At 52.4% G+C, this 13,037-nt stretch carries 14 protein-coding genes and 1 riboswitch; of the genes, 11 read left to right on the top strand and 3 right to left on the bottom strand.

Annotation, left to right across the window (positions count from 1 at the left end; genetic code table 11):
• Positions 1–9: 9 nt before the first annotated feature.
• The 4 genes from OCV31_RS05795 to mprF all read left to right on the top strand — a co-directional run bounded on the left by OCV31_RS05795 (position 10) and on the right by mprF (position 5,198).
• Positions 10–264 carry a (2Fe-2S) ferredoxin domain-containing protein gene (locus tag OCV31_RS05795; protein WP_148473376.1) on the top strand — a complete coding sequence of 85 codons (255 nt, stop codon included), beginning with the start codon at positions 10–12 and terminating at the stop codon, positions 262–264.
• A gap of 38 nt (positions 265–302) precedes the next feature.
• Positions 303–1,817 (top strand): 4Fe-4S dicluster domain-containing protein, encoded by a 1,515-nt coding sequence (locus OCV31_RS05790; protein WP_148473374.1) that lies wholly within the window; start codon positions 303–305, stop codon positions 1,815–1,817.
• A 139-nt stretch (positions 1,818–1,956) separates the two neighbouring features.
• Entirely contained in the window at positions 1,957–2,676 is a 720-nt protein-coding gene (locus OCV31_RS05785; protein ID WP_148473372.1) for an alpha/beta fold hydrolase, read from the top strand.
• Positions 2,673–5,198: a bifunctional lysylphosphatidylglycerol flippase/synthetase MprF gene (gene mprF / locus OCV31_RS05780; protein ID WP_148473370.1), complete on the top strand. Its 2,526-nt coding sequence runs from the start codon at positions 2,673–2,675 to the stop codon at positions 5,196–5,198. Before OCV31_RS05785 ends, mprF begins: the two co-directional genes overlap by 4 nt.
• Here the strand turns inward: mprF and OCV31_RS05775 are convergent.
• A complete protein-coding gene (locus OCV31_RS05775; protein ID WP_148473368.1) occupies positions 5,195–6,124 on the bottom strand; it encodes a restriction endonuclease in 930 nt (309 codons plus the stop codon). The genes mprF and OCV31_RS05775 overlap by 4 nt on opposite strands.
• Positions 6,125–6,313: 189 nt before the next feature.
• Between OCV31_RS05775 and rplM the strand changes: the two genes are divergently transcribed.
• Positions 6,314–6,742, top strand: coding sequence for a 50S ribosomal protein L13 (rplM, locus tag OCV31_RS05770; RefSeq protein ID WP_148473366.1), 429 nt, complete (start codon positions 6,314–6,316; stop codon positions 6,740–6,742).
• Positions 6,743–6,757: 15 nt separating this feature from the next.
• Positions 6,758–7,147 (top strand): 30S ribosomal protein S9, encoded by a 390-nt coding sequence (gene rpsI / locus OCV31_RS05765; protein WP_108830603.1) that lies wholly within the window; start codon positions 6,758–6,760, stop codon positions 7,145–7,147.
• Between the two features lie 83 nt (positions 7,148–7,230).
• Here the strand turns inward: rpsI and OCV31_RS05760 are convergent, their stop codons facing one another.
• On the bottom strand, positions 7,231–8,067 hold the full coding sequence (locus OCV31_RS05760; protein WP_148473364.1) for a hypothetical protein: 837 nt from the start codon (positions 8,065–8,067) through the stop codon (positions 7,231–7,233).
• Positions 8,060–8,599 (bottom strand): RNA polymerase sigma factor, encoded by a 540-nt coding sequence (locus OCV31_RS05755; protein ID WP_148473362.1) that lies wholly within the window; start codon positions 8,597–8,599, stop codon positions 8,060–8,062. Before OCV31_RS05755 ends, OCV31_RS05760 begins: the two co-directional genes overlap by 8 nt.
• Before the next feature lie 183 nt (positions 8,600–8,782).
• Positions 8,783–8,896, top strand: a riboswitch (FMN riboswitch).
• Positions 8,897–8,972: 76 nt separating this feature from the next.
• Here OCV31_RS05755 and ribD point away from each other — a divergent pair.
• From ribD to OCV31_RS05730, 5 genes are all read left to right on the top strand, one after another.
• Positions 8,973–10,058, top strand: coding sequence for a bifunctional diaminohydroxyphosphoribosylaminopyrimidine deaminase/5-amino-6-(5-phosphoribosylamino)uracil reductase RibD (ribD, locus tag OCV31_RS05750; protein WP_148473360.1), 1,086 nt, complete (start codon positions 8,973–8,975; stop codon positions 10,056–10,058).
• A complete protein-coding gene (locus OCV31_RS05745; protein ID WP_148473358.1) occupies positions 10,040–10,678 on the top strand; it encodes a riboflavin synthase in 639 nt (212 codons plus the stop codon). Before ribD ends, OCV31_RS05745 begins: the two co-directional genes overlap by 19 nt.
• Positions 10,679–10,687: 9 nt before the next feature.
• Positions 10,688–11,935, top strand: a complete 1,248-nt coding sequence (locus OCV31_RS05740; RefSeq protein WP_077074285.1) for a bifunctional 3,4-dihydroxy-2-butanone-4-phosphate synthase/GTP cyclohydrolase II — start codon at positions 10,688–10,690, stop codon at positions 11,933–11,935.
• Positions 11,932–12,393, top strand: a complete 462-nt coding sequence (ribH, locus tag OCV31_RS05735) for a 6,7-dimethyl-8-ribityllumazine synthase (RefSeq protein ID WP_148473356.1) — start codon at positions 11,932–11,934, stop codon at positions 12,391–12,393. The genes OCV31_RS05740 and ribH overlap by 4 nt, the downstream gene beginning before the upstream one ends.
• Before the next feature lie 201 nt (positions 12,394–12,594).
• Entirely contained in the window at positions 12,595–13,020 is a 426-nt protein-coding gene (locus tag OCV31_RS05730; RefSeq protein WP_148473354.1) for a hypothetical protein, read from the top strand.
• Positions 13,021–13,037 lie beyond the last annotated feature (17 nt).

Here is a 13,037-nt window from a genome sequence, read left to right as displayed (position 1 = left end):
GGAGAGAGTATGAGAGTAAAAGTTTGTGTCGGCGCCCGCTGCACCATGATGGGCGCAAGTGCCGTTCTCGACGCCTTGGAGGATCTTCAACAACGCTATTTTAAAGACGGCGGCCTGGATATCGTCCACGTCAACTGCATGAACGTATGCAAAGAAAAGGGCGAAAAGTATACGCCGGTCGTTGAAATCGACGACGAGGTTTTCACTTCGGTAAAACCCCACGAGATTTCGGGCGTTATCTTAGAACGCGCCGGAATACAATAAAACGGATCGAATAATTCAGAATATGAGGAGGTAAAAAAATGAAAGAAAGTTATGCAAGTATCGTAAGTCTTCGCCGTCGCGTATTCTCTGAAATCGCAAAGATGGCCTATGCGGACACGCCACTGCAAGAATTGGAATCCATCGGTCACCGTCTCTATCCCGGTACGTCTCCCGACGACAGAGAAGAGCTCTTCAGAAAGCGCGCCATCGTCGAAGAAATGACGCGCCTGGCTATGGGTATGAACTTGCGTGATTACGACGAGTACATAAAGGTAACCGAAGGCTTCGACGACGTGGACGTCTCCACGAGCATCTTTAAGACGCCCTTAGTCGACGTCATTAAATTCGCCTGCGAATCCTGCCCCACCCGCGCCTTTACCGTAACCAATAACTGCCGCAAGTGCATGGCCCATCCCTGTACCAATGTGTGCCCGGTAAACGCCGTGTCCATCGGCCAATACGGCGCCGTCATCGACCAATCGAAATGCGTGAAGTGCGGACGCTGTAAGCGTACCTGCCCCTACAACGCCATCGTCGAATATGATCGCCCCTGTGCATCGGTTTGCGGCGTAGGTGCCATCGAAAGCGACGACAAGGATCGCGCAATCATTAACCACGACAAATGTGTGGGCTGCGGCCGCTGCGTCGTACAATGTCCTTGGGGCGCCATCGGCGACAAGACCATGATCTATCAATTGGTCAAGGCCCTAAAGGAAAAGAACAAGCGCATCTATGCCATTCCCGCGCCGAGCTACATCGGCCAATTCGGTGCCGATACCTCGCCGGAGCAAGTCCGCGCCGCAGTAAAGGCACTGGGCTTTGAAGACATGGTGGAAGTCGGCCTCGGTGCAGACTACACCACCCTCCACGAAGCCAAGGAATACTTGGAGCGCGTACCCAACGAAATTCCCTTCATGGGTACCAGCTGCTGCCACTCCTGGACGCTTCTCATCGAATACAAGTTCCCCGAACTGAAAGAATACGTCTCCGACTCCGGCAGCCCCATGCGCTACACGGCGGAACACATTAAGCGAAAGGATCCCGACGCGCTGGTTTGCTTCGTCGGTCCCTGTACGTCGAAAAAAGTGGAAGCCATTACCGGTGAAGTCAAAGACTATGTGGACTTCGTCATTACCTTCGAAGAGCTCATGGGCATGTTCGTTGCAAGAGACATCGAACCCTCTGAAATCGAAGCAGTGGACGAAGAGGAAGAATCCTCCTCCTCCGCCAAGGGCTATGCTATGGCCGGCGGCGTCGCCGCAGCGGTAAAGGAAGTGGCCGAAAAGATCGATCCCGAACGCCACATTAAGATCGAAGGCGCCAACTCCCTTAAGGAATGCATCCGCATGCTTCAAATGGCCAAGGCCGGCAAGAAAGACGGCTACCTCTTGGAAGGCATGGCCTGCGAAGGTGGCTGCATCGCAGGGATGGGCACCATCGCTTCCACCACCCGCGTGCGCAAGGCATTGGGCAACTACATGAAGGATTCTGAATATCAAACGCCCTTGGAAAACGTCCTGATCGACGATTCCTTAAAGGACTTCAGCAAATAAAAAGCGGTGTCAAACCGATTTAAAATTCTAAGAAAAGGCATTTTTCTCTTTCAGAAAGATGCCTTTTCTTTTTTATTGAGCCGACTATAATAAAGGTGAAGACGCGTGTTTTTCGTAAATACATGAATCGAGGCGCAATATGAAAGACAGCGGGTATTTCACCATGACCGACGGCACGGACATTTATTATCGGCGCATGGGCGCCGGAGAGCCGGTCTTATTTTTACACGGAAACGGCGGCAGCAGTCGCTTTTTTAAGTACCAAGTCCCTACCTTTGAACCGTATTTTCAATTGATCTTTTTCGACAGTCGCGCCCACGGCAGGAGCACCAATGGCGGTGAGGCATTAAACTTTCGCCTTATGGCAAAAGATACGAAAGAAGCCCTGGACGCCTTGGGGATCGAAAAAACATCCATCGTGGGCTTTTCCGACGGGGCCAATCTGGCCATGGCCTTCGCCGCACTTTACCCAGAAACCGTAAACAAACTCGTATTAAATTCGGGGAATCTGTATTTCAGCGGCACGAAATTCTTCGGGCGCATCACGTCCTATCTGCAGTACGGCCTCGGCGCCGCCTTGAGCAAAATTTCCGATAAATTTGAGGACATTCGCCTCAAGGCCAAGCTCCTCGTAAAGGATTCGGACATTCCCGAAGGCGCACTCCGCCATTTGAATTGCCCGGCCATGGTCATCGTCGGCGCTCGGGATGTGGTGGAGACGGCCCATTCCAAATACATCGCCTCGCTGATTCCCCATTGCCGCTACGTGGAGGTGCCCAATCACGGCCATCGCCTGGCCAGGACCAATGCGAAGGCATTTAATGAAATCGTCATAAACTTTTTAAAAGGAGCGTCATGAAAAAAATCATCGAAACCCTAAAGAAATACGGGGAGCCCCTGTTTGTGCTGAGCGTATTTATTCTCGTCGTCGTGGAATTTAAGAGCTTATCCAAGGAAATTTCCTACGACCAAGTGGTGGCCACCTTGGGCGGCATTCCATTTTTGAACGTCACGCTCATGCTCATCGCGGGCATACTCGCCGTGCTGCCCATGTTGAACTACGATGTGATCTTTAATCGCCTCCTGGAAAACGACCTGGACAAGCGAACCATTTACGAAACCAGCTACACCGTCAACACCATGAACAACCTGATCGGCTTCGGCGGCTTGATTAATATGGGCCTGCGCCATTATTTCTACGGCAGGAAGCAGGACAAGGTGGAAATGGTGAAAGTCGTGTTGGAAACGTACTTTTACTACTTAATCGGCATTTCCGCCCTGAGCCTCTTCGGCCTCGTGTACCTGTATTTCAATCGGGATTCCACGGCGGCGATCTACGCCCCCTGGCTCGTCGGCGGCTTGATTTACTCCCCGGCGGTGATCCTCTTTTCCAATCGCAAAAAAGAAGACAAGAAACGAGTGCCTCAGTGGGCGCAAAGGGAACTGCTCTTAACCTCGGTTTTGGAATGGCTTAGCGCCATCGGTACTTTCATGCTCATCGGGCGGGCCATGGGCCAGTCCTTTCACCCGGCGGAAGTTTTTACCGTGGTGGTGGCCACGAACCTTATCGGCATGGTGTCCTTAATGCCCGGCGGCCTGGGCTCCTTCGATCTCATGACCTTGGTGGGGCTCGGGAATTTGGGCATCGGCTACGAAAACGCCCTGGCCTGGCTGCTCTTGTATCGCCTCTTTTACTACGTGGTGCCCTTTTTTATCGGCCTGTACTTTTTCATCAAACACTTCGGCCGCAGCTTCAACGAAGAAAACGACGGCGTGCCGGCGGAGTTCGCCAAGTCCATCGGCCACGACCTTTGTTCCTTGATGATGTATATCTTCGGAATCTTTATGATTTTGTCCGCCACGATTCCCGACAAAGTAAACACCATCAAGCTTTTGGCGAAACTCAATCCCATTCACGCCAACATTCTCTACCAATCGCCGAGCATCCTTTTGGGCCTGGTCTTTATCTTCCTCGGGCGAATTCACGTGGAGCGGCAGGAAAAAGCCATGGGGCCCACCTTGCTCTTCTTGGCCCTCACCTTCGTCTACGCCGTCATGACGGGCTTCGGGCTCATCACCTATCTGTATCTGATCCTCCTCACGACCCTCACCGTCGCCTCCCGGCGGGATCTGTACCGCAAACAATTCATCTACCGAAAAGAAAGCCTGTTTACGGACTTGGGAATCGCCCTTTTCTTTATTACGATGTACCTGCTTTCCATCGCAAGCAAGGCCAAGGGCATGGGGTTCTTGTTGAAGGCCCGGGAATTTATCGTCCTGCCCTTTGAAGAAAACTGGTTGCGCATCAGCCTGATGCTTCCCATTATCGCCGGGGTGCTCTTGGCCATCTACCGCCACGTGCGGGGCGAAGGCAAAACCGTGGGCGAGGCACCGGACATGGCGCGCGTCGAAGCCCTTCTGAAGGCCTACGGCGGCGGTATGGACGCGGGCCTCGTGTACTTGGGGGACAAGGACCTCTATTGGTATCAGGTGGAGGGAGAGGACATGTGTGCCCTTCAAATGAAAACCGCCCAAGACCGGGTCATCGTCATGGGCGAGCCCATGGGCAATCCCGAGTATGTAGATGACTGCGTAAAAGAATTTATTCGGGACGCGGACGAAATGGGTTATGAGACGGTCTTTTACGAGGTATCGAAAGAGCTGATTATGAAGCTCCACGACTACGGCTTCCACTTTATGAAATTCGGCGAAACCGCCGTGGTGGATCTGGAGGATTTTACTTTAGAGGGAAAGAGCAAAAAGGCCTTTCGCAATGTGCTCAACAAATTCGCCAAGGAAGACATGCACTTTGAGGTCCTCGAGCCGCCCTACGACGCGTCTTTTCTCGCCGATTTAAAAGCCATTTCCGACAAATGGTTGGAAGGCAGGGGCGAGCGGGGCTTTTCCATGGGCTACTTCGACGAAGCATACCTGAACCGGGCGCCCATGGCCGTGGTAAAAGACGGGGCAGGGGAGATGATCGCCTTCGCCAATCTCATGCCCGTTTACAAAGAGGGTTGGGCCACCATCGACCTCATGCGCTACGATCCCCAAGAAGCCCCGGCGGGCACCATGGACTTTATCTTCCTGAATCTTTTCGCTTACTTTAAAGACCAAGGCAAAATCGCCTTCGACCTGGGCATGGCACCTCTGGCTAATGTAGGCATCAACGAACACAGCTTTTTGCAGGAAAAACTGGCCTACTTCGTGTATAAATTCGGCAGCAGCCTTTACTCCTTTGAAGGGCTGCGCAGCTTCAAAATGAAATACGCCGCCTATTGGGAGCCGAAATACACGGGCTACAGCCATCGGAGCAGCCTGCTCTTTACGGTGCTGAGCCTGGTGCGAATCGACCGAAGGGGGTCGAGGAAAGAAAATTAGCGCATCTTCCGTTGAATGCGGCTTAAAATATCGTCGCCGGACATGAGGGATTTTAGATTGTCTCGGTCAAGGAGCAGAATTTTGTTTTCGCGAAGGGCCTTTTTCGCTTCGGAATCCAAGACGGCGGAATCCATGAGAAGCACCTTCTTTTCCTTTACCTCTTTCGGGAAGTGGGCGAGGATACTGTCCAAATGTTCCGCATGGGCCACGCCTTCGATGGCGATGCGCTTAATTTCCACGGCGTAGACGAGGCCGTCTTTTTCCATGGTAAAATCGTAGGGAAGCTCGGGATTGTCGTAGTCGTTTTCCAAAATCTCGTAGCCGCAGCGGGAAAAGGCCATGGCCGCCAAGCGCTCGTGGGTCATTTCCTCTTCCAAAAGCTTTAAGGCGCTGACCAGATGAAGGGGATCCAATTTCAAGACGGCGGTGCAGCCGTAGGAGTCGTCTTTTTTCGGAAAATGCTTCACGTCAAAGGCGATCATGCGGTCTTCCACCACGGTAAAATAGCCGTGGGCGATGGCGTTTCGCATGTGGCGCACCAAGGCGGAAATTTTGGTCTCGTGCTCCCCGGTGGTGAGGATCACCTTCTGGCAGTTGGTGCAAATGGCTTCCATGTAGTAGTCGACGATGTCGTCGTCAATGTAATCCAAAAACAAAATGTCCTCGGCATTCAGGTGAAGGGCCTCGGAGACCAAGCCGAAGCTGAAATCCTCGTAAAGGGGCTCGGTAATCAACACATTGGAAGGGGACTGAAAGGAATTAATATTGGGCACGTACCACAAGAGATACTCCAGGGCCCGGGTGATGGCCTCGGAGAGAGGCAGCGGCCGCGGGTCGTGGACGATGGAGTAGTCTTTTTTTACGTGGTGGTCGCAGTCGTAGGAAAAATATTTAAAGCGGGGAAGATGCCCGTTGTGGTTTGTCATAAGTCACGTCCTTTCTTGTTCGTATCTTTATTATAGCCCGAAGTAAAAAACTTCGCCATGGGAGAAAAGGGCACAAATCAGCGAAAAACACTTGACAGATACTGCGGTTTGCTCTATACTAATTGCTAGTGTTTTAAAGCCCCGGAAACTTTTGAACATTATCCCTTTTGATATAGCAGGAGGTCATCCATGAAGACAACCATGGCGAAAGCCAATGAAGTAGATAGAAAATGGTACGTCATCGATGCCGAAGATAAAGTCCTCGGCCGCTTGGCTACCGAAGTCGCAACGCTTTTACGCGGCAAGCACAAGCCCATTTACACCCCCCACGTGGACACCGGCGATTACGTTATCGTCATTAACGCCGATAAGGTAAAATTAACCGGAACCAAATGGGACAACAAGATTCACGCATCCCACACCGGTTACCCGGGCGGACGTCGCGAAGTTGTTTACAAAGAAATTCGCGAAAAGCACCCGGAACGCGTCATCGAATACGCGGTCAAGGGCATGCTTCCCAAGAGCCGTTTGGGTCGGTCCATGTTCGGTAAATTAAAAGTTTACGCCGGTCCGGACCATCCCCACGAAGCGCAAAAACCGGAAGTCTACGAAGTGTAAGGAAGGGTGAATTACATGGCAGATCAAATTAGAGCAACAGGTAGAAGAAAAACGTCCGTAGCCCAAGTCAGACTCCTCTCCGGTAGCGGCAAATTCCTCGTCAACGGCAGAGAACTCGACGACTTCTTCGGTTACGAAACCTTACGTACCGTGGCAAAAGAGCCCTTAACCATTACGGAAACCGAAGGCCAATACGACGTCCTCGTCAAGGTCAACGGCGGCGGCTACACCGGACAAGCCGGTGCCATCCGCATGGGTCTTGCACGCGCACTGCAAGAAGCCAATCCCGATTTCCGTCCCGTTCTTAAAAAAGCAGGTTTCTTGACCCGCGACCCGAGAATGAAGGAAAGAAAGAAATACGGCTTGAAGAAAGCCCGTAAATCTCCCCAATTCTCCAAACGTTAAGCACATACAGACAAACACCGCCGAGAGCGGTGTTTTTTTGTTGCGCAAAAAAACCGCCGGTTTTTCCGGCGGCTTGGGCGAAGTTATTTTAACAAATGCAAGTCTTTTACCATGGCGATAAGATCGTCTTTGTCCGCGCCTTCGGCGGAGATGGAGACGAGGAGGCCGTCTCGTTCGAAGTCGGCATCACGGCCTTGAATGATGACCTTTACGCCGTCCACATTGACTTCGTAGATTTTGCCTTCGCCGCCGGTTTCATAGGCGGTTTCAGGAGACGAGATTCGCTCGTTAAGGTAGATGGTCTTGCCGTCTTTTTCATAGGTGAAGGCGACGTAATCGGAAAGTGTCCCCGGATCGGCGAAGATTTCCGATTCCACGTAGTTGTATTTCTCCGAGAAGACCAGGGGATTGAAGTTTAATTTTTTGGCGATAACATCCACCGGGGCCTTGTCGCCCGTATCTTTTTTCACTTCGTCGGCGTACTCAAAGGTGACTTCGCCGGTGCGGGTGGCTTCGTCGTAATTGCTTCCCACGATTTCCCGGCCGTCTTTGGAGTAGACGTGCTCTGCATTTTTCAGGACTTCGAGGTCGGTGATTTCATTTCCCTCTTTGTCGAAGACCTTTCCCTTTAATTCGTCGGGGAAGGGGATGGCCACGGCCGGCTCGTCTTCGTTAACGACGATGCGGCCCGAGGGGCTTACAGCTTGTTTCACCGTGTTCACGATGCCGCCGCCGAAGCTCGTAAAGGGGAGGGTGGCGATTAAAAGGGCGCAGGCCGCGGCGATGGCGGGCTTTTTATATTGTTTCTTTTGTTTATTTTTCATTTTTGCGTAGACCTCCTGCTTGTCTTTTTCATCGGTAGCGTAGAGATTTTTTAAATTTTGGCTTACGTCAACCTGGGGGTTTTTATTTTTATTCATAATAGGCCTCCATTTCTTTTCGCAATTGATTCAGCAGGCGGTGGATCATGACGCCCACGTGATTGGGATTCGTGTCCATGAGTGCGGCGATGGTCTGATTGGAAAGCTCCGCACCGAATTTGTAGCTGACCAACAACTGATCCCGGGGCTTCAGTTTTTTCACGGCACAGCGCAAATAGGCGATTTCTTCTTTGTTTTCCATTTGTTCTTCGGTCGTGGGATCTTCCTCCGCCATGTCTTTTGCTGCAGTGATAGGCAACCACTGAAAGCGATTCTTTCTGCGGTAGTAGTCTTTCACATGATTGCCGGCGATGGTATAGAGCCACACCTCGAAGCTGCCTTTTTTCGGATCGTAGGCGGAAAATTTCCTGTAGATCTTAAGAAAAATATCCGCCGTGAGATCCTTGGCCACTTCTCGATTGCCGGTGCGGTAGGTGACGAAACGAAAGACGGGCTCGAAGTAGCGATCGTAGACCGCTTCAAATGTGACGGTATCGTCCATGACCGTCGGCATGTCGGTGGTTTTATCCATTGGCTTCACCTCCTTGTCCTTTCACTTGTATATACGCGGGAAGGTGTTCTTTATTACAAAATTTCTCGTTTTATTTATTGTACCGAGTGGGGGATAAAATTTTAACCGTGTGGCGACAAAATCTCTTTACAGGGTAAGCTATAAGTGGTATCATAATGAAAGGAAAACATTTCCTGAACTTCATATATTCTTCGGGGCGAGGTGCAATTCCTCACCGGTGGTAAAGTCCACGAGTCGTATGATTGAATCGGTGCAATTCCGATACCGACGGTATAGTCCGGATGAAAGAAGAAGCGAAGGCAACTTTTGTTGTCTTTCATTTGATTGTCACTCCGAAGCATTGCGCTTCGGTTTTTTTAATGCAGGAGGCTTTATGGATGAGCAGTATATGAATCGGGCATTGACTCTTGCGAAAAAGGGCTTGGGCAAGACCAAGACCAATCCCATGGTAGGCGCCGTCTTGGTAAAGGACGGGCGAGTCATCGCCGAGGGCTACCATCACGGTTTCGGCCTGGACCATGCCGAGGTGGATTGCCTGAAGCAGGTGGAGGAATCGCCGAAGGGCGGCACCATGTATGTGACCTTGGAGCCTTGCTTCCACTACGGAAAGACGCCGCCCTGTGTCGTGGCCATCGAGCGGGCGGGGATCGCCCGGGTAGTGGTAGGCACCTTGGATCCCAATCCAAAGGTCGCCGGTCGCGGCGTCGCCGCTTTGGAAGCGGCGGGGATTCAGGTGGATGTAGGCGTCCTTGAGGAGGCATGCCAATCCCTGAACCGGGCCTTTTTCACGAGCATTTTGACGCAGACGCCCTATGTGATTTGTAAATTCGCCACTACATTGGACGGCAAGATTGCCACGGATACAGGCGAAAGCCAATGGATCACATCGGAGGCGGCGCGGAAGGACGGTCATAAGCTTCGCGGTGCAGTGGACGGAATTCTCGTGGGCACCAACACGGTGATCAAGGACAATCCCCGCCTCAGCAATCGCAGCGGCGAAGGAGAGGATCCCACGCGGATTATTTTGGACCGCCGCGGCGCCGTGAATCTCGAGGCCAATGTCTACGACGGCACTCAGCCCACCATCGTCTACACGGTGCACATGGAGGAGGCCAAGATGAAGGCCCTAAAAGAACGGGGCGTCGTCGTGGAAGTCGTGAAAGAGAAGAAGGGCAAGCTGGATCTTCGGGCCGTGTTAAAGGACCTATACGCCAAGGACATGGGCCGCATTTTGGTGGAAGGGGGCGGACGCCTCCACGGCAGCCTCATCGACGAAGATTTAGTGGATGAATTCGCCCTCTACCTAGCCCCGACCTTGTTCGGCGGCGGAAAAGATGCCGTCGCGGGCCGCGCCATCGCGTCCTTAAGTGAGCGGCGGGACTTCGCCTTTGACGAGGTGAAGATGCTGGGGCCGGACCTGTTTGTAGGAGGGGTCAGAGGATGTTTACGGGAATCGTAGAGGAAGTGGGCACCGTGGCTGCTCTTGAAAAGCGGGGCGAGAGGATCGTCCTGCGGGTCAAGGCGCAGACGGTGCTTGAGGACACGAAGATCGGCGATTCCATCGCCACCAACGGCGTCTGCCTCACGGTAACCTCCATGGCGGAGGGCACCTTTACGGCGGACATGATGACGGTGACGGCGAAAAAATCCGCTCTGGACCGCTTGCGGCCGGGAAGTGCCGTGAATCTGGAGCGGGCCCTTCTTCCCGCGAGCCGCATGGGCGGACACATCGTCCAGGGTCACGTGGACACGGTGGGAGAGGTGAAGGGCATCGAGCCACACGAAGGGGGCTATCTCCTTCACATCGCCGTGAAGCCGGACTGGGCGCCTTATTTCGTGGCCCAGGGCTCGGTGGCCCTAAACGGCGTCAGCCTAACCATCGCCCGGGCGGGGCGGAACGATTTTTCCGTCTCCCTGATTCCGGAGACCTTGCGCTCCACCAATTTAGGTGAGCTGAAGCCCTCAGATCCCATCACCGTGGAATTCGACATCGTGGGCAAGTATTTATTGAGACAAAGTGAAGTGGCGGAAGAAGCTTCTGCCCTTGATATGAATTTTTTAAGAAAGCATGGATTTTAGGAGGAAATTATGTGGAACACAATTGAAGAAGCAATCGACGCGCTGAAAGCAGGCAAGATGATCATTGCCGTGGATGCGGAAGACCGTGAAAACGAAGGGGACATGATCGTCGCCGCCGAAACCTGTACCACGGAGCAATTAAATGCCATGGCTACCTACGCCAAAGGCCTGATCTGTATGCCCATGAGCCAAAAAGAAGCGGATCGCCTGCACTTAAAGCCCATGGTCTCCAAAAACAGGGACAATCACGAAACGGCTTTTACCGTCACCATCGACCACGTGGACACCACCACGGGGATCAGTGCTGTGGAACGGGCATTCACCGCCAGAAAAACCGCCGATCCCAATTCGAAAGCCGAAGACTTCCGCCGCCCGGGCCACATGTTTCCTCTTATCGCCAAGCCCGGCGGGGTATTGGAGCGTGAAGGGCACACGGAAGGCACCGTGGATTTATTGCGCCTCGCCGGTTTAACGGAGGTGGGTCTTTGCTGTGAAATCATGGAAGATAACGGAGAAATGATGCAGCGGGACCGCATCTGCGAACTGGCAAAGGAATTAAACGTCCCCCTCATTAATATCGAGCTATTAAAAGAATACAGAAAGACCCACGATTGCCTTATCGAACGGGTAGCGGAAGCGGACATGCCCACGAAGTACGGCCATTTTAAAGCCGTAGGCTATCGCAACACCTTAAACGGCGAACACCACGTGGCCCTGATCAAAGGCGACATTACAAAAGAGGACGCCATCTTAACCCGCGTCCACTCCGAATGCTTAACCGGCGACGCCTTCGGCTCCCTGCGCTGCGACTGCGGCGATCAATTGCAACGTGCCATGATGCAAGTGGAGGAAGAAGGCAATGGCATCGTCCTTTACATGCGTCAAGAAGGCCGGGGCATCGGTCTTTTGAATAAATTAAAAGCCTACGCCCTTCAAGATGAGGGCATGGACACGGTGGAAGCCAATGTGGCTTTAGGCTTCCCGGAGGATGCCCGGGAATATTACATCGGCGCGCAAATTTTGAAAGATCTCGGCGTGACAAAAATGCGTCTTTTAACCAATAATCCCGACAAGGTGTATCACCTGGAACAATACGGCATGGAAATTGTAGAACGCGTACCCATTGAAATTCAATCCCACGAAAACGACCACTTCTATTTGGAAACCAAAGCCAAAAAGCTGAACCACTATTTACACGAATTCGGCTGCGATTGCCACGGACACGTGGAAAAACAAAGCAAGGAGGCCAACCGATGAAAATTATGGAAGGAATGTTAAGAGGTGAGGGAAAATCCTTCGCCATTGTCGTCAGCCGTTTCAATGATTTTATTACGTCGAAACTTTTAGACGGCGCCTTGGACTGCTTGTACCGTCACGGCGTGAAGGACGAGGACCTAAGCCTGGTGCGCGTGCCCGGAGCTTTTGAAATTCCCGTGGCGGCACAAAAGCTGGCCCAATCCGGCAAGTACGACGGCGTCATTTGCCTCGGCGCCGTGATCCGCGGAGCCACCACCCACTACGACTACGTCTGCAACGAAGTGTCCAAGGGCATCGCCAAGGTATCGCTGGATACGAATATTCCCGTGGGCTTCGGCATCGTCACCACGGAAAACATCGAACAAGCCGTAGAACGTGCCGGCACCAAGAGCGGCAACAAGGGCTACGACACCGCCATGAGCGTGTTGGAAATGGCGGATCTCTTCGACGCCATGTAATGGCCGAAAATCCCGCCGAGAAGAATAAGCGAAAATTCAGAAAGACGCTTCCGATTCGGGGGCGTCTTTTTTGCGTAAAAAATTTTTCGAACAGCCATGATTTTCAATGTGAAAAGGGTATAGTGGAAGTGACAATGTGTCACTTATCTATCGGCGATTCGAATAAAGTGCCTGTGGCGCTTCCCATGAGGAGATGAGAATGTGGTAAAAAAGAGAACTTTATTTTTGCTGGCCGGGCTGATTTGGTCCCTCGCCGGCGGCAATGTATTAAAAATAGGCCTTCAGGCCTATACAAATGCCTTTAGCGTGCTCAATGTCGGCCTCACCGCCTTGGTGTTTTTCCTGTTTTGGACGAAAGTCTTCCATCCCTTGGTGGGAAAGCACGTGATCCGCATTCACGGCTATGAAGAGGAGTACAAGCGGCCGTGGAATTTCTTCGATAAAAAATCCTTCCTGATTATGGCCTTTATGATGACCTTCGGCATTGCCATTCGGGTGATGAACCTGATGCCCGAGAGCTTCATTGCCTTTTTCTATACGGGCCTCGGGACGGCTTTGGCCATGGCGGGAATTTTGTTTCTGGCGAATTACATCGGCTACAACAAAAAGGCCGTGAGCGAAGAGTAAAGCATCTCAGGTGCTTT

This window comes from Aedoeadaptatus acetigenes (assembly GCF_025566985.1).
GTDB classification, from domain to species: domain Bacteria; phylum Bacillota; class Clostridia; order Tissierellales; family Peptoniphilaceae; genus Aedoeadaptatus; species Aedoeadaptatus acetigenes.
This window is presented reverse-complemented; position numbering and strand designations above follow the sequence as displayed.

What these genes read in the sequence shown, in the direction of transcription:
- OCV31_RS05795 (WP_148473376.1), top strand. Translation starts at nt 10, where the DNA reads ATGAGAGTAAAAGTTTGTGTCGGCGCCCGCTGCACCATGATGGGCGCA.
- OCV31_RS05790 (WP_148473374.1), top strand. Translation starts at nt 303, where the DNA reads ATGAAAGAAAGTTATGCAAGTATCGTAAGTCTTCGCCGTCGCGTATTC.
- OCV31_RS05785 (WP_148473372.1), top strand. Translation starts at nt 1,957, where the DNA reads ATGAAAGACAGCGGGTATTTCACCATGACCGACGGCACGGACATTTAT.
- mprF (WP_148473370.1), top strand. Translation starts at nt 2,673, where the DNA reads ATGAAAAAAATCATCGAAACCCTAAAGAAATACGGGGAGCCCCTGTTT.
- OCV31_RS05775 (WP_148473368.1), bottom strand. Translation starts at nt 6,124, where the DNA reads ATGACAAACCACAACGGGCATCTTCCCCGCTTTAAATATTTTTCCTAC.
- rplM (WP_148473366.1), top strand. Translation starts at nt 6,314, where the DNA reads ATGAAGACAACCATGGCGAAAGCCAATGAAGTAGATAGAAAATGGTAC.
- rpsI (WP_108830603.1), top strand. Translation starts at nt 6,758, where the DNA reads ATGGCAGATCAAATTAGAGCAACAGGTAGAAGAAAAACGTCCGTAGCC.
- OCV31_RS05760 (WP_148473364.1), bottom strand. Translation starts at nt 8,067, where the DNA reads ATGAATAAAAATAAAAACCCCCAGGTTGACGTAAGCCAAAATTTAAAA.
- OCV31_RS05755 (WP_148473362.1), bottom strand. Translation starts at nt 8,599, where the DNA reads ATGGATAAAACCACCGACATGCCGACGGTCATGGACGATACCGTCACA.
- ribD (WP_148473360.1), top strand. Translation starts at nt 8,973, where the DNA reads ATGGATGAGCAGTATATGAATCGGGCATTGACTCTTGCGAAAAAGGGC.
- OCV31_RS05745 (WP_148473358.1), top strand. Translation starts at nt 10,040, where the DNA reads ATGTTTACGGGAATCGTAGAGGAAGTGGGCACCGTGGCTGCTCTTGAA.
- OCV31_RS05740 (WP_077074285.1), top strand. Translation starts at nt 10,688, where the DNA reads ATGTGGAACACAATTGAAGAAGCAATCGACGCGCTGAAAGCAGGCAAG.
- ribH (WP_148473356.1), top strand. Translation starts at nt 11,932, where the DNA reads ATGAAAATTATGGAAGGAATGTTAAGAGGTGAGGGAAAATCCTTCGCC.